The 25166-nt window shown below is 59.4% G+C and carries 26 protein-coding genes; 15 read left to right on the top strand and 11 right to left on the bottom strand.

Annotation, left to right across the window (positions count from 1 at the left end):
- The first annotated feature begins 3 nt into the window (after positions 1–3).
- Entirely contained in the window at positions 4–1041 is a 1038-nt protein-coding gene (holA, locus tag F2982_RS09475; RefSeq protein ID WP_203429909.1) for a DNA polymerase III subunit delta, read from the top strand.
- Here holA and F2982_RS09470 read toward each other — a convergent pair whose 3' ends face one another.
- The 8 genes from F2982_RS09470 to hemE form a co-directional block, all read right to left on the bottom strand.
- The gene (locus tag F2982_RS09470; protein WP_203429908.1) at positions 1042–1926 is read right to left on the bottom strand and encodes a ParB/RepB/Spo0J family partition protein; all 885 of its coding nucleotides are present in this window, start codon (positions 1924–1926) and stop codon (positions 1042–1044) included.
- A gap of 21 nt (positions 1927–1947) precedes the next feature.
- Positions 1948–2742 (bottom strand): ParA family protein, encoded by a 795-nt coding sequence (locus F2982_RS09465; protein WP_112718473.1) that lies wholly within the window; start codon positions 2740–2742, stop codon positions 1948–1950.
- Between the two features lie 19 nt (positions 2743–2761).
- Positions 2762–3379, bottom strand: coding sequence for a 16S rRNA (guanine(527)-N(7))-methyltransferase RsmG (gene rsmG, locus F2982_RS09460; protein WP_112718061.1), 618 nt, complete (start codon positions 3377–3379; stop codon positions 2762–2764).
- Positions 3380–3401: 22 nt separating this feature from the next.
- Positions 3402–5261 (bottom strand): tRNA uridine-5-carboxymethylaminomethyl(34) synthesis enzyme MnmG, encoded by a 1860-nt coding sequence (mnmG, locus tag F2982_RS09455; protein WP_203429907.1) that lies wholly within the window; start codon positions 5259–5261, stop codon positions 3402–3404.
- Between the two features lie 74 nt (positions 5262–5335).
- Positions 5336–6640, bottom strand: a complete 1305-nt coding sequence (gene mnmE, locus F2982_RS09450) for a tRNA uridine-5-carboxymethylaminomethyl(34) synthesis GTPase MnmE (protein WP_203429906.1) — start codon at positions 6638–6640, stop codon at positions 5336–5338.
- Between the two features lie 81 nt (positions 6641–6721).
- On the bottom strand, positions 6722–7987 hold the full coding sequence (gene rho / locus F2982_RS09445; RefSeq protein WP_112718055.1) for a transcription termination factor Rho: 1266 nt from the start codon (positions 7985–7987) through the stop codon (positions 6722–6724).
- 197 nt (positions 7988–8184) lie between these two features.
- A complete protein-coding gene (gene hemJ, locus F2982_RS09440; protein ID WP_112718053.1) occupies positions 8185–8721 on the bottom strand; it encodes a protoporphyrinogen oxidase HemJ in 537 nt (178 codons plus the stop codon).
- Positions 8722–8723: 2 nt separating this feature from the next.
- Positions 8724–9758, bottom strand: coding sequence for a uroporphyrinogen decarboxylase (gene hemE / locus F2982_RS09435; protein ID WP_203429905.1), 1035 nt, complete (start codon positions 9756–9758; stop codon positions 8724–8726).
- A gap of 401 nt (positions 9759–10159) precedes the next feature.
- Between hemE and F2982_RS09430 the strand changes: the two genes are divergently transcribed.
- Genes F2982_RS09430 through dnaQ form a run of 5 tightly spaced genes read left to right on the top strand, consistent with a single transcriptional unit; the run spans position 10160 to position 13781 of the window.
- Positions 10160–10981 carry a pyruvate, water dikinase regulatory protein gene (locus F2982_RS09430; protein ID WP_112718049.1) on the top strand — a complete coding sequence of 274 codons (822 nt, stop codon included), beginning with the start codon at positions 10160–10162 and terminating at the stop codon, positions 10979–10981.
- 33 nt (positions 10982–11014) lie between these two features.
- Complete coding sequence (locus F2982_RS09425) at positions 11015–11614, top strand: Maf-like protein (protein WP_203429904.1); 600 nt, start codon at positions 11015–11017, stop codon at positions 11612–11614.
- Entirely contained in the window at positions 11607–12464 is an 858-nt protein-coding gene (locus tag F2982_RS09420) for a shikimate dehydrogenase (RefSeq protein ID WP_203429903.1), read from the top strand. Before F2982_RS09425 ends, F2982_RS09420 begins: the two co-directional genes overlap by 8 nt.
- Positions 12464–13075 (top strand): dephospho-CoA kinase, encoded by a 612-nt coding sequence (coaE, locus tag F2982_RS09415; protein WP_203429902.1) that lies wholly within the window; start codon positions 12464–12466, stop codon positions 13073–13075. Before F2982_RS09420 ends, coaE begins: the two co-directional genes overlap by 1 nt.
- Positions 13068–13781: a DNA polymerase III subunit epsilon gene (gene dnaQ / locus F2982_RS09410; RefSeq protein ID WP_203429901.1), complete on the top strand. Its 714-nt coding sequence runs from the start codon at positions 13068–13070 to the stop codon at positions 13779–13781. The genes coaE and dnaQ overlap by 8 nt, the downstream gene beginning before the upstream one ends.
- Before the next feature lie 49 nt (positions 13782–13830).
- On the opposite strand, the gene secB is transcribed toward dnaQ, so the two are convergent.
- Together secB and F2982_RS09400 are read right to left on the bottom strand one after the other, a co-directional pair.
- Positions 13831–14307 (bottom strand): protein-export chaperone SecB, encoded by a 477-nt coding sequence (secB, locus tag F2982_RS09405; RefSeq protein WP_112718039.1) that lies wholly within the window; start codon positions 14305–14307, stop codon positions 13831–13833.
- An 84-nt stretch (positions 14308–14391) separates the two neighbouring features.
- On the bottom strand, positions 14392–14904 hold the full coding sequence (locus F2982_RS09400) for an FxsA family protein (protein ID WP_203429900.1): 513 nt from the start codon (positions 14902–14904) through the stop codon (positions 14392–14394).
- A 103-nt stretch (positions 14905–15007) separates the two neighbouring features.
- Between F2982_RS09400 and F2982_RS09395 the strand changes: the two genes are divergently transcribed.
- From F2982_RS09395 to gyrB, 5 genes are all read left to right on the top strand, one after another.
- Complete coding sequence (locus F2982_RS09395; protein WP_203429899.1) at positions 15008–15712, top strand: Tim44/TimA family putative adaptor protein; 705 nt, start codon at positions 15008–15010, stop codon at positions 15710–15712.
- Positions 15705–16820: a murein transglycosylase A gene (locus F2982_RS09390; protein WP_203429898.1), complete on the top strand. Its 1116-nt coding sequence runs from the start codon at positions 15705–15707 to the stop codon at positions 16818–16820. Before F2982_RS09395 ends, F2982_RS09390 begins: the two co-directional genes overlap by 8 nt.
- Positions 16820–17380 carry a Smr/MutS family protein gene (locus F2982_RS09385; RefSeq protein WP_203429897.1) on the top strand — a complete coding sequence of 187 codons (561 nt, stop codon included), beginning with the start codon at positions 16820–16822 and terminating at the stop codon, positions 17378–17380. The genes F2982_RS09390 and F2982_RS09385 overlap by 1 nt, the downstream gene beginning before the upstream one ends.
- Entirely contained in the window at positions 17377–17757 is a 381-nt protein-coding gene (locus F2982_RS09380) for a helix-turn-helix domain-containing protein (RefSeq protein ID WP_112718030.1), read from the top strand. Before F2982_RS09385 ends, F2982_RS09380 begins: the two co-directional genes overlap by 4 nt.
- A gap of 134 nt (positions 17758–17891) precedes the next feature.
- Positions 17892–20324, top strand: a complete 2433-nt coding sequence (gene gyrB / locus F2982_RS09375) for a DNA topoisomerase (ATP-hydrolyzing) subunit B (protein ID WP_203429896.1) — start codon at positions 17892–17894, stop codon at positions 20322–20324.
- 69 nt (positions 20325–20393) lie between these two features.
- Here gyrB and F2982_RS09370 read toward each other — a convergent pair whose 3' ends face one another.
- Positions 20394–20987 carry a nitroreductase family protein gene (locus tag F2982_RS09370; RefSeq protein WP_130282953.1) on the bottom strand — a complete coding sequence of 198 codons (594 nt, stop codon included), beginning with the start codon at positions 20985–20987 and terminating at the stop codon, positions 20394–20396.
- Positions 20988–21154: 167 nt separating this feature from the next.
- On the opposite strand from F2982_RS09370, the gene F2982_RS09365 reads away from it, so the two are divergent.
- The 4 genes from F2982_RS09365 (at position 21155) to F2982_RS09350 (ending at position 25102) form a co-directional block, all read left to right on the top strand.
- Positions 21155–22108 carry a glutathione S-transferase family protein gene (locus F2982_RS09365; protein WP_203430042.1) on the top strand — a complete coding sequence of 318 codons (954 nt, stop codon included), beginning with the start codon at positions 21155–21157 and terminating at the stop codon, positions 22106–22108.
- A 97-nt stretch (positions 22109–22205) separates the two neighbouring features.
- Positions 22206–23048: a fumarylacetoacetate hydrolase family protein gene (locus tag F2982_RS09360; protein WP_203429895.1), complete on the top strand. Its 843-nt coding sequence runs from the start codon at positions 22206–22208 to the stop codon at positions 23046–23048.
- 203 nt (positions 23049–23251) lie between these two features.
- Positions 23252–24523: a polyhydroxyalkanoate depolymerase gene (gene phaZ / locus F2982_RS09355; protein ID WP_203429894.1), complete on the top strand. Its 1272-nt coding sequence runs from the start codon at positions 23252–23254 to the stop codon at positions 24521–24523.
- 144 nt (positions 24524–24667) lie between these two features.
- On the top strand, positions 24668–25102 hold the full coding sequence (locus F2982_RS09350) for a DUF2852 domain-containing protein (protein ID WP_130282945.1): 435 nt from the start codon (positions 24668–24670) through the stop codon (positions 25100–25102).
- Positions 25103–25166 lie beyond the last annotated feature (64 nt).

Here is a 25166-nt window from a genome sequence, read left to right as displayed (position 1 = left end):
GCTGTGGCGGAAATCAAGTCGCATGAGTTCGAAGGCTTCCTTCAGCGCTCCGCCGCCGCCTACAGCCTCTTTGTGATATATGGTCCCGACCGGGGCCTGGTTTCCGAGCGCGCCTCACAGATCGCCGCCAAAAGCGGCGTCGCGCTCGACGATCCCTTTTCGCTGATCAAGCTCGATATCGGCGACCTCCAGAAAGATCCTGGCCGGCTGATGGACGAGGCAGGTTCGATCGGCCTGTTTGGCGGCGAGAAACTGATCTGGATCAGAGGCGCCGCCAACGAGAAATATCTGGTCGATGCCCTGCAATTGCTCGCTGCCAAGCCCCCAGAGGGAACATCGGTTATCGTTGAAGCCGGCGACCTCAAGAAGGGTTCGCTTCTGCGCAAGGTGGTGGAAGGCGCCCGTACGGTCGCGGTTATCCCATGCTATGCTGACGACGCGCGCGCCCTGAACGCGCTGATTGACAACGAACTGGCTGCGGAAGGATTGCGCATCACCCCCGCAGCACGCCAGACACTGGTGGAATTGATCGGCGGTGACCGTATCGCCTCACGCAACGAGGTGCGCAAGCTCGCCCTTTATTGCCGCGGAATGGATACGATAGAAGAGCACCACGTCGATGAGATCATCGGCGACGCTAGCGCCATCTCGGTCGATGATGCCGTTGACGCGATCCTGAGCGGCAACACGACGACATTTCTGCATGCCATGCAGAAGATCACCGCATCGAAAACGGCAATCTTCCTCGTCATCCAGGCATGTCTGAAGCAGTTCCAGCTTCTGGATACGATGCGGGCCGAAATGGATGAGAAGCGGCTGCAGGCCGGGCAAGTAATGCAGACCCTCGGCCGCCACCTGCATTTCAGGCGCAAGCCGATCATCGAGCAGGCATTGAGAATCTGGTCAGCGGAAGCAATCGCCCGCGAAACAAACCGCCTGCACGCAGCGATCCTGCAGACGCGCAAGCGTCAGAGCCTGGAAGACAGCATCGCCCTCCAGACCCTGCTATCGACAACGCTGCAATCCGGCCGCAAGGGCTGATCAGCGGCGTTCCAGAAGCCGGCAGATTTCTTCCAATTGTTCCAATGACTTATAGGCGATCTTGATCTGCCCGCCACTGGCCTTGTGATTGATCGTCACGTCAAGGCCAAGCGCGTCGGACAGCGTGCGTTCCAGCGCCAGCGTATCCGAATCTTTCTGATCCAGTCGTGGGCCGGAACTTTTGGGCTCCGACTGCGCCTTGATATCGTTCTGCGCCAGGCGCTCGGCATCGCGCACCGACATGCCCTTGGCGACAATCGTCTTCGCCAGCATCGCCGGATCCGAAGTCGACACCAGGGCGCGCGCATGGCCTGCCGAAAGGCTGCCAGCAGCGAGGAGATCGCGAACCTGATCGGGAAGCTTCAACAGGCGAAGCGAATTCGCAACATGGCTGCGGCTCTTACCAATGATTTCGCCGAGATCGTTCTGCGTATAGCCATACTCGGCGATCAGCTGCTCGTAGCCCAGCGCCTCTTCAAGCGGATTGAGATCGGAACGCTGGACGTTCTCGACAATGGCGATCTCCAGCGCCGTCTTGTCGTCGACATCACGAACCAGAACCGGGATCTCGATCAGGCCGGCAAGCTGAGCGGCACGCCAGCGCCTTTCACCAGCGATGATCTCAAAGCGGCTTTCGCCGATCGTCCGAACGACGATCGGCTGAACGATGCCATGCTGGCGGATCGAGCTCGCGAGGTCATGCAGCTCGGTGTCATCGAAGAAGCGGCGCGGGTTGCGCGGGTTGCGGCTCACGAACTCGATCGGTACCTGGCGATCGGCGCTCACGCTGGGCTTCTCGCCCTCGACTGGAACCGGCTGATCCATCTCGCCGATCAGCGCAGCAAGTCCGCGCCCAAGGCGCCTCTTCGAAACATCGTCGTTCATGGTCTCAACTCACTTTACAATTCAAGCTGCGAGGCGCTGGCGTTCGCGCTGGATCACTTCCGACGCCAGCTGCAGATAGGCTTGACTGCCGGCGCACTTCAGATCGTAGAGAATGGCGGGCTTGCCGTAGGAGGGCGCTTCAGAAACGCGAACATTCCTCGGAATCAACGTATGGTAGACCTTCTCGCCGAGATGCGTCCTGACGTCGTTGACCACCTGCTGCGCCAGATTGTTTCGGGCATCAAACATTGTCAGCACGATACCCTGGATATCCAACCTCGGATTGACCGTCCGGCGAACCTGATCGACGGTTTCGAGCAACTGGCTGAGACCTTCAAGCGCGAAGAATTCGCACTGCAGCGGCACAAGAACCGAGTGAGCAGCGGCCATCGCGTTCATCGTCAGCAGGTTGAACGACGGCGGGCAGTCCAGGATGATGTACGAGAACTCAAAGGCTTCCTCGCTCGCGAGAGCCTTCTTCAGCTTGAAGACGCGGTCGGACTGTTGCGCGATCTCCATCTCGATCCCGAGCAGATCCATGGTCGACGGCACGATGAAAAGATTAGGCACGGCAGTCTGCTGTGCGGTTTCCCGAACACCCGCTTCGCCGACCAGCAGGTCGTAGGACGAGACCCGGCGATCCTTGCGATCGATACCAAGTCCTGTGCTGGCGTTACCCTGCGGATCAAGATCGACGATCAGAACACGCTCACCGATCGCGGCAAGCGCAGTCGCCAGATTGATGGCCGTCGTCGTTTTGCCGACGCCGCCCTTCTGATTTGCTATGGTGATAATCCGGTTTCGCTCGCCAGCCATCATCGATGATCCAAAATCGTTAAACCAAGTGCCGGAGTTTGGAGATTTCGAGAATAACGGAATCTCTCTCGACGACACTCGTATGTTCTACCAGATCGAATTGCCAGCGGCCATGCGCTTTCTTAATCTCGGATCGGTAATCCCGGCCTTTATGGAAGAAAGCCTGGCATTCTTCATTTCGATCCATCCACGGCTTTGAGAATTCTAACAGTTTGTCCAGATCGGCTAGCGCACGGCCTGAAATGGCATCACTGTCAGGCACTTCCTTGTAGACATCCTCGATTCTGACAGCATGGACAGAACCGCGCGCATTGGTCTCGCGTAGTGCAAGCCGCAGAAACGAGGCCTTCTTGTTGTTGCTTTCGACAAGATGTACCCACCCATTGGCCTGTTCAGCCATCAGGATAGCGGTAATCACACCCGGAAAGCCGCCACCGCTACCCAAATCCACCCAGGTCTTCGCGCCGGGGCTCAGCTGGTAGATCTGAGCGCTATCGACGATGTGGCGGTCCCATGCATCGGAGAGTGTGGAGGGCGCCACCAGATTTATGGTCTTGGCCCACTTCTGGAAAAGTTGCAGAAAATGCTCGAGTCGCGCCTGTGTTTCACGTGAAACACTTTGACCGTTCAGCTTCATTCAAGAACTCTTTTCGCGTGTATTAGATGGCGCGTGCCATATCAGCGCGCCGCAGATGGACGAGCAATAGCGATATGGCCGCCGGCGTCATACCGTCAATCTTCGCCGCTTGCGCAATGCTGTATGGCTCCGCGCGCTGCAGCTTCTGTTTCAACTCATTCGAAAGACCCGAAAGCTGCGAATAGTCGAAATTCGCGGGGATCAGACGGTCTTCATCGCGCTTTATATCAGCAATATCAACAGCTTGCCGCTTCATATACACTGCATACGATGCCTCGATATCCATCGCCTCACCGATCCTGGCATCAAGCGTGGCAATGTCTGGCCAAATCTTCGCGATATCCGTCAGGCTGAAGTCCGGGTAAGAAAGAAGCTCGTACGCCGTTCGGCGCTGCCCATCGAGATTGATCATCAGGCCGGCACGTCGCGCTTCGTTCGGCGTGGTCTCCAGAGATTGAAGCATCGCGCGCGCCGCATCGAGTTGCTCATCATAAGCCGCGAACCGCTGCGCGCGTGCGCTGCTCACGCAGCCAATCTCCAACCCGATCGGCGTCAGCCGCACATCGGCATTGTCGGCACGAAGCGACAGGCGGTACTCCGCTCGAGAGGTGAACATCCGATAGGGCTCGGCAACGCCCCGCGATGTCAGATCGTCGATCATCACGCCAATATAGGAGTTCGTCCGGCTGAGGACGAAAGGATCCGAACCTCCTGCAAGACGCGCCGCATTGAGGCCGGCGACCAGACCCTGTGCCGCCGCTTCCTCATAACCGGTCGTGCCATTGATCTGACCGGCAAGAAACAGCCCCGATAGACGCTTGAGCTCCAACGATGGTGTGAGCTCGCGCGGATCGACGTGATCGTATTCAATCGCATAGCCCGGCTGCAGGATCGACACCGCTTCAAGACCGGGGATTGTACGGATGAACTCTTCCTGCACCTCAGCAGGGAGGGACGTAGAAATGCCGTTCGGATAGATCGTATGATCATCCAAGCCTTCAGGTTCAAGGAAGATCTGGTGGCCGTCGCGCTCGCCGAACTTGACGATCTTGTCCTCGATCGACGGGCAATAGCGCGGCCCTACACCTTCGATCTGGCCGGAGTACATTGCGGAGCGGTTGAGATTATCGGCGATGATCTTGTGCGTCGCAGAGGTGGTCCGCGTCACGCCGCATTCGACCTGCGCATTGGTAATGCGATCTGTCATGAACGAGAAGGGGATCAACTCATCATCGGCGGCCTGCCGGCCGACGGACGCCCAGTCAATCGTGCGGCCATCAAGCCGAGCCGGCGTGCCGGTCTTCAGGCGGCCAAGCTTGATGCCGAGCCGCAGCAGCGTACCCGACAAGCCGACGGAAGGTTCCTCACCGACGCGTCCGGCTGGGATCTTCTTATCGCCGATATGGATAAGGCCGCGAAGAAATGTGCCCGCCGTCAGGACAACAGCGCGGCATTCCAGAATCCGGCTATCTTTCATGATGACGCCGGTAACAACGCCATCCTCAACCCTGAGATCAAAGGCATCGCCTTCAATGATATCGAGGTTCTCGATTGCTTCGATCTCGCGCAGCATAGCCTCGCGATAGAGTTTGCGGTCCGCCTGCGTCCGTGGGCCGCGGACCGCCGGGCCCTTCTTGCGATTGAGCATGCGGAACTGAATGCCGCCGGCGTCTGCAACACGGCCCATAAGGCCATCGAGCGCATCAACCTCGCGAACCAGATGTCCCTTCCCAAGCCCGCCGATCGCGGGATTGCAAGACATCACGCCGATCGTATCCCGGCGATGGGTTACAAGCGCGGTCTTGGCGCCGAGACGGGCAGCAGCACTTGCCGCTTCCGTGCCTGCATGGCCACCGCCAATGATGATGACATCGTACTTCATGCTCTGAGCATCCGATACTCGCCGCGTTTCACGTGAAATTCACGCGCTTGCGGCCATCCAGTGTTTCACGTGAATCATTTACCGATGCAGAACTCGGAGAAGATCACGTCAAGGAGATTCTCTACATCGACCCGGCCGGTAATCCTGCCAAGTGCATTCGCCGCGACCCGCAGCTCTTCGGCTCTGAGGTCAAGCTCGCCCGTGGACAGGGCAATCCCGATGGCTCGCAAACATTCCGCAAGCGAATCTTTATGTCTCAGCCGGCTCGGCAAAGCCAAGCTCTCGGGCCGCACCGTGCGGGCGATCCGATCGCCGATCAGCAGCCTGAGCTCGTCCAGACCTTCGCCCGTCTGCACCGATATCGACAGATCAAACGCATCCGAGGCAACAGCAAGATCCGCCTTTGTCCCGATATTGACACGCGCATCGCCGCTAACAGCATGCTCCGCACTCAGGCCAGACGATTGGTCATGCAAATACAGCACCAAGTCCGCCTGGGCAACAAGGTTTTCGGCGCGGCGGATACCCTCACGCTCGACGCGTTCCTCTGTCTCGCGAAGTCCAGCCGTATCGTAAAGCTTCACCAGAAAGCCACCGATATCGAGATCGACCTGGAGCACATCACGAGTGGTGCCGGCTATGTCGGTAACAATCGCCACATCGCGCTGGGCGAGGGCATTCATCAGCGACGACTTGCCGGCATTCGGCGCGCCGGCGATGACGACCTTAAAACCATCCCGGATGATCTCGCCGGCATCTGCATTTGCAAGATGCGCAGATATCTCGGACTTTAGGCGGTTGACCTCTGCCCATACCTGATCCGAAACCGAGCCGGGAACATCGTCCTCGTCAGCAAAGTCCAGTTCCGCCTCAATCAGCGCGCGGCAACGCGTCAATCGTTCCGCCCACGAATCGTATAGCTTGGAAAGGTGTCCTGAGCTGTGCTCTACGGCCAGGCGCCGCTGCATCTCGGTCTCGGCAGCAATCAGATCGGCCAAGCCTTCGATCTCAACGAGATCAAGCTTGCCGTTCTCAAATGCCCGGCGCGAGAACTCACCTTCTACGGCAAGACGCAGCCCGGGAATTTCGCTCAGGCACTGAAGCAGGCTTTGAACAACGGCGCGGCCGCCATGAATCTGCAGTTCGGCGCAGTCTTCACCGGTGAACGATGCGGGGCTCGGGAAGAATAGGATCAGACCCGAATCGATCGGGTCACCGTTCCGGTTTCGAATCGTTCGCAGGCTGGCCTGCCTCGGAGAGGGGAGGGTGCCGATCAGATGCTGAAGTGCTGCCGCCGTCGCCGGACCGCTGATGCGAACGACAGCGACGCCCGAGGGAAGGCCGCCGCTCGACAGGGCATAGATCGTTTGTCGCGTCATCGCTTGCTCTCTCCGGCTCCCAAAATAACAAAGCCGGCCGCTAGATGCGACCGGCCTGTATGGATGAATCCGGCTAACGGATCAGGTGTTCATCGAGTCGAAGAAGTCAGGGTTGTTCTTCGTCTGCTTCAACTTATCGATGAGGAATTCGATTGCATCGGTCGTGCCCATCGGAGCCAGGATACGGCGGAGCACGAAGATCTTCTGGAGATCCTGGCGCGGCACCAGCAGATCTTCCTTACGCGTACCGGACTTGAGGATATCCATCGCCGGGAAGATACGCTTGTCGGCAACCTTGCGGTCGAGGACGATTTCCGAGTTGCCGGTACCCTTGAACTCTTCGAAAATGACTTCGTCCATACGGCTGCCGGTATCGATCAGCGCCGTTGCGATAATCGTCAGCGAGCCGCCCTCTTCGATGTTACGGGCGGCACCGAAGAAGCGCTTCGGGCGCTGCAGGGCGTTAGCGTCTACACCACCGGTCAGAACCTTACCGGAAGACGGAACAACCGTGTTGTACGCGCGGCCGAGGCGGGTGATGGAGTCGAGCAGAATGACGACGTCGCGGCCATGTTCAACGAGGCGCTTGGCCTTCTCGATGACCATTTCAGCGACCTGAACGTGGCGAACGGCCGGCTCATCGAAGGTGGACGAGATGACTTCGCCGCGCACCGAGCGCTGCATGTCCGTCACTTCTTCCGGACGCTCGTCGATCAAGAGAACGATCAGGTAGCATTCCGGATGGTTTGCCGTGATCGAATGCGCGATGTTCTGCAAGAGAACCGTCTTACCGGTACGCGGCGGAGCAACGATCAGACCGCGCTGGCCCTTGCCGAGCGGGGCGACGAGATCGATGACGCGCGAAGACAGATCCTTCGAGGTCGGAATATCGAGCTCCATACGGAAGCGCTCGTTCGGATAAAGCGGCGTCAGGTTGTCGAAGTGAACCTTGTGACGGATCTTCTCCGGATCGTCGAAATTGATCGTGTTGACTTTGAGCAGCGCGAAGTAGCGCTCGCCTTCCTTCGGTCCGCGGATCGGGCCCTCCACGGTGTCACCTGTCTTCAGCGAGAAGCGGCGGATCTGCGACGGGGAGATATAGATATCGTCAGGACCCGGCAGATAGTTTGCGTTAGCGGAGCGCAGGAAGCCAAACCCGTCCTGCAGCACTTCGACGACGCCTTCGCCGATGATCTCGACGTCCTGGCTGGCGAGAACCTTCAGGATCGCAAACATCAATTCCTGTTTGCGCATTGTGCTTGCATTTTCGACCTCGAGCGATTCGGCAAACGCCAGAAGATCGGTCGGGGATTTACTCTTAAGTTCCTGAAGCTTCATTTCAGCCATGAAGTGACCATTACTCTGTATTTCAAAAGGGGGAAGGCTATGTCGGGTCGTATTCGGTGTTGCGAAAGGGCTCGCAGACGACTGAACTCAAAACACATGCCACGAAGATGAGATGCGCGGAAAATAGCGACTAAGATAAGGCGCCGCAAGGGGGCTGCTTAAAATGAAGCAAATTTAACCTCGGCTTCCGCCAGACCTCAAAAAGGCTTCACGACAACCAGAATGACGATCAGGATCATCAGCAGCGTCGGGGCTTCATTCATGAACCGCCAGTAGCGCGCCGAGCGCCGGTTGCGATCCGCCGCAAAGTCGCGAACGGCCCGGCTGAAGAACATGTGAACAGCCGTCAGCAGCACGACGAGCCCTATCTTGGCATGCAGCCAGCCGCCCTGGAAGCCATAGACCGACCAAGCGAGATAAAGCCCGAAGATCCAGGTCAGCATCATCGCCGGGTTCATGATGATCTTCAGAAGCCTGCTCTCCATAACCTTGAAGGTTTCCGACTGCTCGGAACCCGGCTCTGCATCCGTGTGATAGATGAAAAGCCGCGGCATGTAGAACAGGCCGGCCATCCAGGAGATAACCGCAATGATGTGCAGCGCCTTGATCCAGAGATAGAGGTTCTCCGGGTTCCAGGCAAAGAGCCCGACAGCCAGAACGGCAAAGAAGGCGAGGGCGAAATGCGCGCGCCGACGTGCATAGGCTCCGGGCCGGGCTCCAGTCTGCTTTTCCATGCTCAACCTCGCGATCCGCGCACCCGCTCGACCAGCAGCCGCACATTCTCAGGATCCGCCTGCGGTGTGATGCCGTGACCGAGATTGAAGATCAGCGGCCCATCCCCGAGCTTTTCGAGGATTTCGTCGATGCCTTCCTCCAGCGCCCGGCCACCGGCAACGACCCGCATCGGATCGAGATTGCCCTGAACCGCGCCATCCTTCTGCAGCTCACGCGCAAATTCCAGCGGCACCGACCAATCGAGGCCGATCGCGTCCGCCCCGGTCTTCTGTCGGTAGTCCTTCAGGAGATAGCCGGCACCCTTGGCGAAAGCGATGATCTTGGCCTGCGGACGCTGTGCCCGGATCGAAGCGATCATGCGCGCGACGGGCTTCACGGCATAGGCCGCAAATTCCTTCTCGCCGAGAACACCGGCCCAGGAATCGAAAATCTGCACTGCATCGGCGCCGGCATCGATCTGCGCCACGAGATAGTCGGCCGAAACATCGGCGAGCAGCATCAACAGCCGCTCGAAGGCTTTCGGATGCTTGTAGGCGAACAGGCGGGCGGGTGCCTGATCCGGCGTACCCTTCCCAGCGATCATATAGGTCGCAACGGTCCAGGGAGCGCCACAGAAGCCGAGCAGCGTCGTTTCCGAGGGTAGCTCAGCCCGCAGCCTCGAAACCGTCTCCAGCACCGGCTTGAGATAGGACACAATCTCCTCGTCATTGAGATTGGCAATCCCGGCTTCATCGATGGGATCCATCTCAGGACCATGGCCTTCTGTGAAACGCACATTGCGCTTCATCGCGTCGGGAATGACCAGGATATCCGAGAACAGGATCGCTGCGTCGAAGCCATAACGGCGGATCGGTTGCAGCGTCACTTCCACGGCATGGTCAGGAGAATAACAGAGGTCGAGGAAACTTCCGGCCTTCTGGCGCGTTTGTCTGTATTCCGGCAGATATCGTCCCGCCTGTCTCATAAGCCAGATCGGAGGAGGGGAGAGAGTTTCACCGTCGAGAACTCTCATAATTTTCCGGCGCGTTTCGCTCAAGCGCTTCTTCCCTATCTAAAATCAAAGATATTTTAAAATGTTTCTATTTCTTAGAGTCGGTGTCTATCAAGGATTAAAATCCATCCACGAACGATGCGATTTGTCGCGTTTGCTCGGACGGCGCGGAAAGAAATCAGCCATTTGGGCTATAACCTGTGGACCAAACGGAATCTCGAAACGAATCCAATCGCTTTGATGCTTCCGCTTTATCGTCCGTGTGTGGACAACCAGTGGACGAGAGTCTGGCTTCTCTTCATCATCCACATCCTCCACAAGCCGGCCTTTTCGCTGTCCGGAAAATTCCGAATGTGGATAAGCAGGCACGTTTTCCCTTGCCTCGAACCCCGCGGCTCCCTTAGCTCTTGGTCATCCAGTCTTATCAACAGGTGGCGGAAAATAACGTGGAGAACCGGACTAACTTCTTCCATCTGCATCTCATATCTGACTCAACAGGAGAGACTCTCATCTCGGCTGGACGCGCGGCTTCTGCGCAGTTCAAATCAGCCCAACCGATCGAACACGTCTATCCGCTCATCCGAAATCGCAAGCAGCTGCTGCCAGTTCTCGATGCCATCGACCACGAGCCCGGCATCGTCCTCTATACGATTGTCGACCGTGAGCTCGCGACGCTGATCGACGAGCGTTGCGCCGAAATGGGTGTTGCATCGGTCAATGTTCTCGAGCCCGTGATGGCCGCGTTCCAGATCTATCTTGGCGCCCCGTCGCGCCGCCGTGTCGGCGCGCAGCATGTGATGAATGCCGGATATTTCGCGCGTATCGAAGCGCTGAACTTCACCATGGATCATGACGACGGGCAGATGCCGGACGATTATAATGACGCCGATGTCGTTATCGTCGGCATCAGCCGCACGTCGAAAACCCCCACCAGCATCTATCTCGCCAATCGTGGCATCAAGACCGCAAACATTCCGATCGTCTATGGCGTGCCATTGCCGGAAGCCGTCTTCTCGGCGACCAAGCCGCTGATCGTCTGTTTGATCGCCACGACCGATCGCATCTCCCAGGTTCGCGAGAATAGAGTGCTCGGCGCCACACCCGGTTTCGATCGGGGCGAGTATATAGACAGGGCCGCCATCTCAGAGGAGCTGAAATATGCCCGCTCGCTTTGTGCCAAGCACAACTGGCCGATCATCGATGTCACGCGCCGTTCGATCGAAGAGACGGCGGCGGCGATCGTTGCCCTTCGTCCGAAGCTGCGCTAAGCGCATCCGATCTGTGAATTCTCAGGGAACCCGATGACACCGATGCTGATCCTCGCTTCATCCAGCCCGTTCCGCCGCATGCTGATGCAGAATGCTGGCCTGACCTTCGAGGCGCATGCCGCCGAGATCGACGAACGGGCGATCGAAGCGCCGCTGGAGAAAAACGTTGCTTCGCCGGATGAAGTGGCGCTCGTTCTCGCCCGCGCCAAGGCGGATGAAGTCAGCGGCCGCTTTCCCGGCGCCCTAGTCATCGGTTCGGATCAGACCATGTCGCTGGGCGAGAAAGTGTTTCACAAGCCGAAGGATATGGCGGATGCCGCCAATCACCTGACGGAACTCAGCGGCAAAACGCATCGGCTGAACAGCGCGATCGCCTTATGCCGCGATGGCGAGTTGCTGTGGGATCATGTTGCCCATGCGTCGCTGACGATGCGATCGTTGGGCGCGGATTTTATCGATCAGCATCTGCAGCGGGTCGGAAACAAGGCCATGTCGAGCGTCGGCGCCTATCAGCTGGAAGGCGAGGGCATCCAGCTTTTCGAGAAGATCGACGGTGATTACTTCACGATCATCGGCCTTCCGCTGCTTCCGCTGCTCGCCAAATTGAGGGAATTGGGTGCCATTAATGGATGATTCACGTGAAACATTCGGTCAGAACGCGTTTGTCACGGGCTTTCCGGTCAAGCATTCGCGCTCGCCGCTGATCCATGGCCACTGGCTGAAAAGCCTCGGGTTGGCTGGTAGCTACCGCGGCCATGAGGTCGCGCCGGAACAGTTCGGCGCCTTCATCGCCGGCATCAAGGATGGCAGCTCCGGTTTCATCGGCGGCAATGTCACAATCCCGCACAAGGAACTCGCCTTTCAGCTGGCGGACCGGCCGGATGCGCTGTCGGAAGAACTTGGCGCTTCGAACACGCTCTGGCTGGAGGAGGGCAAGCTGCACGCCACCAATACCGATGGCCGCGGCTTCACAGCCAATCTCGACGAGCGTCATCCCGGTTGGGATCAGACGGACACGGCGGTGATCTTCGGCGCCGGCGGCGCCAGCCGCGCGGTCATCCAGGCGATCCGCGACCGCGGTCTGAAAAACATCCATGTCGTCAACCGCACCATCAGCCGGGCGCAGGAACTGGCTGATCGCTTCGGCCCGGCGGTCCATGCGCACCCGACCGATGCACTCGGCGAAGTCATGAAGGGCGCCGGCCTCTTCATCAATACGACGTCGCTTGGCATGGACGGCGAGGCGGCACCGCAGATGGATTTCTCGCCGCTGGCATCAAGCGCCGTCGTCACCGACATCGTCTATGTGCCGCTGCGCACCCCGATGCTGATCCAGGCAGAAGAGCAGGGCTTTGCGACGGTGGATGGTCTGGGCATGCTTTTGCATCAGGCTGTGCCCGGTTTTGCCAAGTGGTTCGGCAAGACGCCGGTTGTCGATGAAGCGCTCCGCGCCCTGATTATCGCTGACATGGAAAAGCATTGATGCTGAAGATCGGGCTGACGGGTTCCATCGGCATGGGAAAGTCGACGACGGCAAAGCTCTTTGCTGAAGCCGGCATTCCGGTCAACGATGCGGATGCCGTCGTGCATGATCTCTATGCAGGCGAAGCCGTACCTGCTGTCGAAGCGGAGTTTCCGGGAAGCACCAAGAACGGCGCGGTCGATCGGGCAGAACTTGCTCGGCTTCTGTCAGTGCGGCCGGATGGCTTCAAGGCGCTTGAGGCCATCGTCCATCCGCTCGTGGGCCAGCGGGAAACGATGTTCCTGGAAAAACATCGGGCGGCCGGCGTCAGCATGGTGCTCCTCGATATCCCTCTACTCTTCGAGACTGGTGGCAACACGCGCGTCGATTTAACCGTCGTCGTCAGCTGCGATCCACAGATTCAGAAGGCGAGGGTGCTTGCGCGCCCCGGCATGACAGACGAAAAATTCAATATGATTCTCTCGCGGCAAATGCCAGACGCCGAAAAGCGCGCGCGCGCCGATTACATCATCGATACCGGCCACGGCATCGAAGCGGCAAAGGCGAGAGTGAACGAGATCATTGCCGATATCAAAGACAGGATCGGCAAGGGAGACTTCCGGAATGCGTGAGATCATCTTCGATACGGAAACCACCGGCCTCGACAACCGTCTGGACCGCATCATCGAAATCGGCGGCATCGAGCTCAACAATCATTTCCCGACCGGCCGGACGCTCCATATCTATATCAATCCCGGCGACCAGAAGGTTCACCCGGATGCACTCGCTGTCCACGGCATTACCGACGAGTTCCTGAGGGACAAAAAACCCTTCGCCGACGTTGTCGAGGAGATCATCGAGTTTTTCGGTGATGCCAAGTGGATCGCCCATAACGCCACCTTCGACATGGGCTTCATCAATGCCGAGCTCGCCCGCCTCAGCATGCCGCCGATCCTGCCGGAGCGTGTCGTCGATACATTGTCGCTTGCACGGCGAAAGCATCCGATGGGGCCGAACTCGCTCGACGCGCTCTGCCGCCGCTACGGCATCGACAACTCGCACCGCACCAAGCACGGCGCGCTTCTCGACTCCGAACTGCTGGCCGAGGTCTATATCGAGATGATCGGTGGGCGCCAGACGGCGCTCGGTCTCGGCGTCGCCGCATCGGCCGGTTCGGCAAATGATGCAGACGAAGCAGATGACGTAATCCTGGCCGTTCTCGAAAGGCCGCGCCCGCTGGCGCCGCGCCTCAACACTGCGGAAGCCGAAGCGCATGATGCGCTGATTGCCAAGCTCGGCACCAAGGGCATCTGGTCGAAATACGATCGGCCAAACTAAAAATGCCCGGCTTTTGACCGGGCATTTTCATTCAATCAGCAAAATGTGATCAGTTCGTCTGAACCTTGGCGCGGGTCTGCTCTTCGGCAACGCGCTGAGCAAACATCTGCGCGAAATCGATCGGGTCGATCATCAGCGGCGGGAAGCCGCCGTTGCGCGTCACGTCAGCGATGATCTGGCGGGCGAACGGGAAGAGCATGCGCGGGCACTCGATGAAGAGAACCGGCAGCATGTGTTCCTGCGGGAAGCCGGCGATGCGGAAAACGCCGCCATAGACGAGCTCGGTGTGGAATACCGTCTTGTCGCCATCCTTGGCTTCGGCGTTCAGCGAGAGAACGACGTCGAAGTCGGTGTCGGAGAGCGGGTTGGCATTGACGTTGACGCTGATATTGATCGCCGGCGCCGTCTCCCGGGCCTGCAGCGAACGCGGCGCGCCCGGGTTTTCGAAGGAAAGATCCTTCGTGTACTGAGCGAGAATGGTGAGGCTCGGGCTTACTGCGCCGGCGCCGTTGTTTTCATCAGCCATTGGGTTTTCCTCGAAAGGGCATTTTGATCGTGCCGCCATCTACCATTTCGAGGAAACGCTTACAACCCTGGGCGAAGGTCGCTTTCAGTCGCCGAGCCGCTTGCCGGACCACGGCGAGTTCTGGTTCGGCTCGCGCTTGAAATCGTCTTCGTCGAGGTCGACGACCTTGCCGCCAGCGGATGGATTGCGATTGCGGAAGTCAGGACCCGCGGATGCGGTAAAGCCGTTGCGGCCGCCGACGACCACGAACCTGCGGCTCACATATTTCCATGCGAGATCGCGAACGGCGGGAATGCAGATCAGGATCGCCAGGATATCCGAGATGAAACCGGGGATCATGAACAGCAGGCCGGCGATCACAAACATTGCCGGTTTCAGCAGTTCGCGGCCGGGAACCACGCCGGACTGTCCCTCTGCCGACATCTTCTGCAGGATGCCCAAGCCCTGCCGGCGCAGGATCGCCATGCCGATGACGACGCCCAGAACCACCAGTCCCAGCGTCGCCAGAACGCCGATCACGCGGCCGACGATCACGAAGCCTGCGATCTCTGCCAGCGGCAAAAGCAGCATGAAACCGGGAAGCATTGTCAATCGCATCGTCTCTCCACCCGCAACCTGACGGGCTCCTATTTGAATCATCTGTCTATGCGGACTATATGGGAGTACAAATTTGGGATGTTAACGGCAATCGCGGGACAATATGAGTTCAAACGACTTCATCACGTTATTTTTCCTGGTAGCGGCAGTTCTGATCTTTTTCCAGCTGCGCAGCGTCCTTGGCCGCCGCACCGGAAACGAGAAGCCGCCACGTGATCTCTATACGCCGCGCGATGCGGCCGGCCCCGAACCGGCAGATGCCGGCAAGGTGGTGACGCTGCCGCGCCGCGACAGCAATGGCGAGGAGGAAGATCGCTTTGCTGCCATCGACGCCTTCGCTCCAGCCGGAACTGCGCTCAACGAATCGCTTCGCGAGCTCAACAAGGCGGATCCGTCCTTCACGCCGAAGGAATTCCTGAACGGCGCCAAGATGGCCTACGAGATGATCGTCATGGCCTATGCCGATGGGGACCGGAAATCGCTGAAGAACCTGCTTTCGCGCGAAGTCTATGATGGCTTCGATGCGGCGATCGCCGATCGCGAGACGAAGGCCGAAAAGGTGAAATCCACCTTCGTCGGCATCGACAAGGCGGAAATCACCCATGCGGAAGTGAAGGGCAGCGAGGCGCAGATCACGATCCGCATCATCAGCCAGCTGATTTCGGCGACCTACGACAAGGACGACAAGCTGATCGAAGGCGACGCCGAGAACGTTGCCGAGGTCAACGACCTCTGGACCTTCGCCCGCGACACGCGTTCGCGCGATCCGAACTGGAAACTTGTGGCAACCGAATCGGAACATGAGTGACGGTCAGGCAGATTTTACGCTGCACCCCATCAGCTTCGATGAATTGAAGGGCTGGAAGGATGATGATCCTTCCAGCCTTTTTGAAGTCATGGACGCCTGCCGCAAACATATCGCGGTGAAGCCATACCGCACGGGATCGCTTGGGCTGACGGCGGCGGATCTCTCCGCGCTTCTCGATAAGGCACGAACGGCCGATATCTCGGACGCCGCTTCGACGCGCCGTTTCTTCGAAGAAAACTGTCGGCCGTTTCTGATCCGCAAAAGCGATGGCAAGCCCGGCTTCGTCACCGCCTTCTATGAGCCAGAGATCGCGGTTTCAGCGGTGCCGGATGAAGTCTACCGCTTTCCCTTCTATCGCCGCCCGGAGGATTTGATCGATCTCGACGACAGCAATCGTCCCGCTGATATCGATCCCTATTATGCCTTCGGCCGATTGGCGGATGGCAGAATCAGCGCCTATCCCGACCGGCAGATGATCGACGAAGGTTTTCTCGATGGACGCGGCCTTGAGATCGCCTGGGCCAAATCCAAGGTCGATGTCTTCTTCGTCCACGTCCAGGGTGCCGCGCGCCTGCGCTATCCCGATGGCACTATCGGCCGCATCACCTATGCCGCCAAGGCCGGCCATCCATTCTCCGCTGTCGGCAAGCTTTTGATTGAGCGCGGCGAAATCGATCGCAGCCGGATTTCCATGCAGTCGATCCGCGCCTGGCTCAATGCCCATCCGGAGCAGGTGGATGAAGTCCTCTGGCATAATCGCTCCTACATTTTCTTCCGGGCAGCCGAGGTGGAGGGGATCGAAGCCGGACCGATCGCCGCTGCAAAGGTGCCGCTGCTTGCCGGCCGCTCATTGGCCGTCGACCGGCTGATCCATACGTTCGGCTTTCCCTTCTTCATCCGCTCGGAAAGCCTCACCCATCTCGATGACGGAAAGCCCTTCGCTCGGCTGATGCTGGCGCTCGATACCGGCTCGGCAATCGTCGGCCCGGCTCGCGGCGACATCTTCACCGGTTCGGGCGATGAAGCCGGCGAGCAGGCTGGAACGGTGCGCAACGACGCGGATTTCGTCATCTTGATCCCCAACGGCGCCGCGGAGAGATTTCTCTGATGGCCAAAGATCGCAAGCTCAGCACCGACGAACGCATTCTTTGGGGCAGGGTGGCCAAGAGCACCCGGCCGATGTCAGGCAAGGCTGAGGAACTGACGGAGCTCGACGCCTTCCTCGCCGCCGCCGAAGCAGAGATTGAAAAGGCCGAGCAGCAGCGAAAAGCTGCGCCAACCGCCGAACACGCGCCGCAGGCACCGGCCGCAAAGAAAACCTCTGGCGTCCATCATCCGCTGGAGCGCCCGGTCAAGCGCAAGATCGCCAAGGGACGCCTCGCGCTCGAAGCGCGCATCGATCTCCACGGCCTCGTCCAGAGCGAGGCGCATGTCATCCTTCTCGACTTCCTGATCCGTGCGCACGAACGCGGCATGCGCCATGTGCTCGTCATCACCGGCAAGGGCAGTTCGCTCGGCAGCGAAGGCGCCCTGAAGAGGGCGGTGCCGTTCTGGTTCTCCAAGCCGGAATTCCGCTATCTGATCTCATCCTATGAGACCGCCGCGCAGCATCATGGCGGCGAGGGTGCGCTTTACATCCGCCTGGCCCGGCGCGGAGAGCGCTCATGACCACGCCGTTCGGAGAAGCGGTGCGCAAATTGCGGGTGCGCAAGGGTGTCTCGCAGAAGCAGATGGCAGCGGCGCTCAATGTTTCGCCGGCCTATCTATCGGCGCTCGAGCACGGCAAGCGCGGCCTGCCGACATTCGATCTGCTGCAGCGGATCGCCGGATATTTTAACATCATCTGGGATGAAGCCGAGGAGCTCTTCCTGCTTGCCCGCTCGTCAGACCCGCGCGTGGTCATCGATACCTCGGGTTTGCCACCCGAATACACGGCTTTTGCCAACCGCCTGGCAGGTCAAATCCGCAGCCTTGACGCGACTGTTTTGGCAGAGCTCACAGCCCTGCTTGAAAAAGGCAAAAAAGCGGACGGAAAAGCGTCATAATCCCCTGCTTTATGCCTGATTTCAGGGCTCCGGCATTGGGAATGGCGTGCAAAAACCCTATATTCCGGAATGAAAAACACCAGTGATTCGCAAGGGTCATTGCAGCTGTTACAACAGGGAAATTCAAAGACAGTATGACCGATACACCCGCGACGGAAAACGGCGTTACCGCCGAGTATGGCGCAGACTCCATCAAGGTCCTGAAGGGCCTCGATGCCGTTCGCAAGCGCCCCGGCATGTATATCGGCGATACCGACGACGGCTCCGGCCTGCATCACATGGTCTACGAAGTCGTCGACAACGCGATCGACGAGGCGCTGGCCGGTCATGCCGACCTCGTGACCGTCACGCTCAATCCCGACGGATCGGTCACGGTCACCGACAACGGCCGCGGCATCCCGACCGGCATGCATGACGAAGGCGTTTCGGCGGCCGAAGTCATCATGACCCAGCTCCATGCCGGCGGTAAGTTCGACCAGAATTCCTACAAGGTCTCCGGCGGTCTGCACGGCGTCGGCGTTTCGGTCGTCAACGCGCTGTCGGTCAAGCTCAAGCTCAAGATCCGCCAGAAGGGCAAGATCCACGAGATGAGCTTCACCCATGGCGTGGCCGACGCGCCGCTTGCCGTGACCGGTGATGCGGGGGACGAGACGGGCACCGAGGTGACCTTCCTCGCAAGCCCCGAGACCTTCACCAAGACCGAATACGATTACCCGACGCTGGAACATCGCCTGCGCGAGCTGGCCTTCCTCAACTCGGGTGTGCGCATCATTCTCACCGACAAGCGCCATTCCGACGTCAAGCAGGAAGAGCTGCTCTATGACGGCGGTCTCGAAGCTTTCGTGCACTATCTCGACCGCGCCAAGAAGCCGCTGATCGACAAGCCGATCTTCTTCCGCAACGAGAAGGACGGCATCACCGTCGAAGTGGCGATGTGGTGGAACGACAGCTACCACGAGAATGTCCTCTGCTTCACCAACAACATCCCGCAGCGCGATGGCGGCACCCATCTTGCCGGCTTCCGCGCAGCGCTGACGCGCCAGGTCACCGGCTATGCCGATAGCTCCGGCATCCTGAAGAAGGAAAAGGTTGCGCTGACCGGCGACGACTGCCGCGAAGGCCTGACCGCCGTTCTCTCGGTGAAGGTGCCGGATCCGAAGTTCTCGTCGCAGACGAAGGACAAGCTGGTTTCGTCGGAAGTCCGTCCCGTTGTCGAAAACCTCTCGAACGAGGCGCTCAGCATCTGGCTCGAAGAGCATCCGGCTGAATCCAAGGTTCTCGTCGGCAAGGTGGTCGAAGCCGCTGCCGCTCGCGAAGCTGCCCGCAAGGCACGCGAACTGACCCGCCGCAAAGGCGCTCTTGATATCGCTTCGCTGCCCGGCAAGCTCGCCGACTGTTCCGAGCGCGATCCGTCCAAGTCCGAAGTCTTCCTCGTCGAGGGTGACTCGGCAGGCGGTTCGGCAAAACAGGGCCGTTCGCGTGAAAACCAGGCGATCCTGCCGCTGCGAGGCAAGATCCTGAACGTCGAGCGTGCCCGCTTCGACAAGATGCTGTCTTCTGCCGAAATCGGCACGCTGATCACCGCGCTCGGCACCGGCATCGGCAAGGACGAGTTCAACGCCGAAAAGCTGCGCTACCACAAGATCATCATCATGACGGACGCTGACGTCGACGGCGCCCATATCCGTACGCTGCTGCTGACCTTCTTCTTCCGCCAGATGCCGGAACTGATCGAGCGCGGTCATCTCTACATCGCCCAGCCGCCGCTCTATAAGGTGGCACGCGGCAAGTCGGTGCAGTATGTCAAGAACGAAGGCGCTCTCGAAGAATACCTGATTGGCCAGGGCCTCGAAGATGCGGCCTTGAGGCTTGCCAGCGGTGAAGTTCGCGTCGGCCAGGATATGCGCGAAGTCATCTCGGACGCGCTGCGCCTTCGCACGCTGATCGATGGTTTGCATTCCCGCTATAACCGCGCCGTCGTCGAACAGGCGGCAATTGCGGGTGCGCTGAATGCCGAGGCCGTCAGCGATCGCGCCCGCGCCGAGCAGCTGGCGTCCGACGTGGCCAAGCGTCTCGATATTATCGCAGAAGAAACCGAGCGCGGTTGGGAAGGCGGCCTGACGAGCGAAGGCGGTCTTCGCCTCGAGCGCATGGTCCGCGGCGTTAAGGAAGTCGTTATCCTCGACATGGCTCTGATCGGCTCGCAGGACGCGCGCCACATCGATCAGATCTCGTCGCGCCTCAAGGAAATCTACGACGTCCCGCCGAAGCTCTCGCGCCGGGATGGCGATACCGAGATTGCCGGCCCGCGCGCTCTTCTGGACGCAATCTTCGCCAGCGGCCGCAAGGGCCTGACGATGCAGCGTTACAAGGGCCTTGGCGAAATGAATGCCGAACAGCTCTGGGAAACGACGCTCGATCCGAACGTCCGCTCGCTGCTGCAGGTCAAGGTCGCCGATGCGACCGATGCCGATGGCCTGTTCGCCCGTCTGATGGGCGATGAGGTCGAGCCGCGCCGCGAGTTCATCCAGGACAACGCGCTGAGCGTCGCAAACCTCGATATCTGAGCGAATTTGAACAGGGAAAAGGCCGCGCAACGATAGCTGCGCGGCCTTTTTTGTTTCTACGCCAATGATTTAGTCGGCGATGAACTTGCCGTTGAAGGCGACTTCCGAGAGCGGCTTGCGCTGGCTCGGAAATTCCCGCGCCTGGTTGCGTTCGGAAAGCACGCTCTTGTCCGCCAGACGGCCGAATGCGATGCCGGCTTCGACGCGGTAGCCTTCCGGGATCTCGAAAGTCTTCATGATCTCGTCGTGTTTGATGCCGCCCATGCCATGCGCATAGAAGCCGGAAAGCCGCGCCTGCAGGGCGAAATAGCCCCAGGCCGTACCGGCATCGAAGGAATGCGTGTAGCTCTTCTTGCCTTCGGAGAACTCGCCGCTGAAGCCGCGGGAAACGACGAAGAGCAACGCTGAAGCATTCTTCGCCCATTCCTGATTGGCCTCGACCAGCAAACCAAGCAGTGTCTCGAAATGCTCGGAGCCCTTCAGCGCGTAGATGAAGCGCCAGGGCTGCTGGTTGGCGGAGGAGGGCGCCCAATGGGCGGCGTCGAGGATGGTCAGAAGCTGCTCTTCGCTGATGACTTCGCCGGTGAAGGCGCGCGGCGACCAGCGGTCGAGAAACATGGCATCGATCGGAAATTGGGATTCGCGGCTGTTGCTTGTGGTCATGGGTGGGGCTCCTGTCCATTGTCGCCTACCGTCATATTTCCGGCCTCCACCCTTTGGCAAGCGCGAGACCGAGCGAAGCGTGCACAGTCTGTTTCAAAATTCTGGGCCTCCCACGCGCGCGAATAAGCGGTAGGTAAGCGGCAACGTGACGATCAGGAGGCATGGCCGTGCTGGTAAATGGAAAATGGACCGAAGATTGGCAGCCGGTGCAGGCGACCGATGCGAAGGGCGGCTTTGTCCGCCAGACCTCGAGTTTCCGCAACTGGATCACGCCGGATGGCTCGGCCGGGCCGACCGGCGAGGCGGGCTTCAAGGCCGAGGCCGGGCGCTACCATCTTTACGTCGCCTATATCTGCCCCTGGGCATCGCGCACGCTGATGGGCCGGGCTCTCAAGGGGCTTGAGGATGTCATCACCGTTTCCGTCGTCGAACCGGCTCTGTCGCGACAGGGCTGGCAATTCGGTGACTATCCGGGCGCGACCGCCGACAGCGTCAACGGCGCGACCTACATGCATGAAATCTATACGAAAGTTGCACCTGATTTCACCGGCCGCGCGACCGTTCCCGTTCTCTGGGACAAGCAGAAGCAGACGATCGTCAACAATGAATCCGCAGATATCCTGCGCATGCTCAATAGCGGTTTCGGCAATCTCGCCAGGAATGAGGTCGATCTTTACCCGGCTGCCAAACGCGCGGAAATCGATGCGTTCAATGAGCGGATTTACCCAAATCTCAACAACGGCGTTTATCGCGCCGGCTTCGCGACGACGCAGATCGCCTATGAAGAAGCCTTCGCCGACGTCTTCAATTGCCTCGATTGGGTCGCCCCACAGCTCGAAGGACGATCATTCCTCTTCGCCGATCACCCGACCGAAGCCGACATCCGCCTGTTCGTGACCCTGGTGCGCTTCGATGCCGCCTATCATGGTCTCTTCAAATGCAATCTGCGCCGTGTCTCGGATTATCCCGCTTTGAAGGCGTTCTGCCGTCGCATGCTGGATTGGCCGGGCGTGGCGGCGACCGTGAACATCGACCATATCAAGCGCGGCTATTACTCGATCGAGAAGCTCAATCCGACGCGGATCGTTCCTGTTGGTCCCGATCTCACGGAGATTTTTTAAGCGCGCCGTACCGCTTCACTGAAAACCCGTAATGACAGTGCGGGTTAACTGGGTCATAGGTGCCTTCCCACTGCTTTTCGATGAGGAGGACACCCCCATGAAACTGATGCGTGTTGGCGAAGCCGGCAGCGAAAAGCCTGCAATTCTCGATGCCGATGGCAAGATCCGCGACCTCTCGGCGCATGTTGCGGATATCGGCGGCGCTGCGATTTCGCCGGATGGCCTGAAGAAGATCGCGGCACTCGACCCCAAGAGCCTGCCCGAACTCGCGCCGGGCCGCATCGGCGCCTGCGTTGCCGGCACCGGCAAGTTCATCTGCATCGGCCTGAACTATTCGGACCACGCTGCCGAAACCGGCGCAACGGTTCCTCCGGAGCCGATCATCTTCATGAAAGCCACCTCGGCGATCGTCGGCCCGAACGACAACGTCATCATCCCACGCGGTTCTGAAAAGACCGATTGGGAAGTCGAGCTCGCTGTTGTCATCGGCAAGACGGCAAAATACGTGTCGGAAACCGAAGCCCTTGATTATGTTGCGGGTTACTGCGTCTGCGACGACGTCTCCGAGCGAGCTTTCCAGACCGAGCGCTCCGGCCAGTGGACCAAGGGCAAGTCCTGCGACACCTTCGGCCCGATCGGCCCCTGGCTCGTCACCAAGGATGAAATCCCCGACCCGCAGAACCTCGGCATGTGGCTGACCGTCAATGGCCAGAAGATGCAGGACGGCTCCTCGGAGACCATGGTCTATGGCGTGGCTTTCCTGGTTTCCTATCTCAGCCAGTTCATGTCGCTGCATCCGGGCGACGTGATCTCGACCGGCACGCCCCCTGGTGTCGGCATGGGCCAGAAGCCGCCGTGCTATCTGAAAGCGGGCGATGTCGTCGAACTCGGCATCGAGGGCCTCGGCAGCCAGAAGCAGACATTCGTCGCCGATCGCTGAACAGCGGTCTCTTAACGATTGAAGAGCATCATGATGCCGGGGATGTGATGCCCCGGCATTTTCTTTTGCAGTGCGGATACCTATGTTGCTATGCAACAAAAGCCTGTTAATCTGCGTTGAAGTGCCAGCAGAGACGATGGAAAGAAGTGTGTGCCTGCCCCCAATGGCGCCGTCTTTTCCGGTAAAGAAAGGTGGCGCATCCGATGTTTTACCAGCTCTATGAACTGAACCATGCCGCAATGGCGCCCTTCCGGGCCGCCGCCGATGTGATGCGGCTTGCTTATGCCAATCCGCTCAATCCCTGGTCCCAGACCCCCTTCGGCCGGATGATCGCCGCCAGCCTCGAAATGTTCGAGCGCACCACCCGCCGCTACGGCAAGCCGGAATTTGGCCTGAATGAGACCGTGGTCGGCGACAAGACGGTCAAGGTTCGCGAGGAGATCGTCTGGTCCCGCGCCTTCTGCAATCTCCTGCATTTCTCCCGCAATCTTCCCGCCGCCCATCGCGATCCGCGCATCCTGATCGTCGCACCGATGTCCGGCCACTATGCAACGCTGCTGCGCGGCACGGTCGAAGCGTTGCTGCCGAGCGCCGATATCTACATCACCGACTGGATCGACGCCCGCATGGTGCCGATGACCGAGGGCACTTTCGATTTCGACGATTACGTCGACTACGTCATCGAGATGCTGCATTTCCTCGGCCCGGACACGCATGTCATCGCCGTCTGTCAGCCCTCCGTGCCGGTCCTCGCGGCCGCTGCGGTGATGGAAGAGGCGAACGATCCGCTGTCGCCCGCGTCGATGACGCTGATGGGTGGTCCGATCGATACCCGTATCAACCCGACGGCCGTCAACAAGCTCGCAAAAGATAAGCCGTTGGAATGGTTTGCCGATAACGTCATCATGAATGTTCCCTGGCCGCAGCCGGGCTTCATGCGTCCCGTTTATCCGGGCTTCCTGCAGCTGTCGGGCTTCATGTCGATGAACCTCGACCGCCATGTGATTGCGCACAAGGAATTCTTCATGCACCTCGTGAAGAACGACGGTGAGCCGGAGAAGCATCGCGATTTCTACGACGAATATCTGGCGGTTATGGACCTGACGGCGGAATTCTACCTGCAGACCGTCGATCAGGTGTTCATCAAGCACGCGCTGCCGAAGGGCGAACTTGTCCATCGCGGCAAGCTCGTCGATCCCTCGGCAATCCGCAATGTCGCGCTACTCACTGTCGAAGGCGAGAATGACGACATCTCCGGCGTCGGCCAGACCAAGGCCGCCCAGGCGATCTGCACCAACATCCCCGACAACATGCGCATGCACTACCTGCAGCCCGATGTCGGCCATTACGGTGTCTTCAACGGTTCGCGCTTCCGCCGCGAGATCGCGCCCCGCATCGTCAGCTTTGTCAACGAGCACTCCCGCTCGTCGAAGCCTTCGGTCAAACGCGTCATCAAGGGTGGCAAATCCGCCTGAGTTAGAGGATGCTGAATTAATCAAGCCTGCTCAAGGCCTTGTCCGATTTTGCCGGAAATCGCCTTGAAGGCGCGGGTAGCGGTAACCACATCGATTTTCAGCATTCGGTATTCTGCCGGATGCAGAAAGCGAGGATACCGCACGATGAACCAGTCAGCATTGCTCCGCCCGGATTGGACTCCGGCTACCATTGCCTTGATGGTGCTCGGCTTCGTGGTCTTCTGGCCCCTGGGCCTGGCCATGCTTGCCTATATCATCTTCGGCGAACGCCTTCGCGGCTTCAAGCGCGATGCCAACAGCACGGCAGATAGCTTCTTTGCAGGCTGCCGCCGCTCGCGTGACCGTTACCGCCCGCATTTCACCACCGGCAACGTCGCTTTTGACGATTGGCGGAAGGCTGAGCTCGACCGCATCGAGGAAGAGCGCCGCAAGCTCGACGAAATGCGCGAGGAGTTCGACAACTACATGCGCGAACTTCGCCGCGCCAAGGACCAGGAAGAGTTCGACCGCTTCATGCGCGATCGCAAGAACGCCAAGCGCGACGACAACGGCCCGGTCGCCGAGTTCCAGACGCCGTAACCGGTGCCCGGAAATGAGGATCGAACCGGCATCCCCGATGCCGGTTTTTCTTTGCCCGGATTTG

Origin of the sequence: Rhizobium sp. BG4 (assembly GCF_016864575.1) — a bacterium.
GTDB lineage: Bacteria > Pseudomonadota > Alphaproteobacteria > Rhizobiales > Rhizobiaceae > Rhizobium.
Note: the sequence above shows the minus strand (reverse complement) of the source record. Positions and strands in the feature narration are given on the sequence as shown.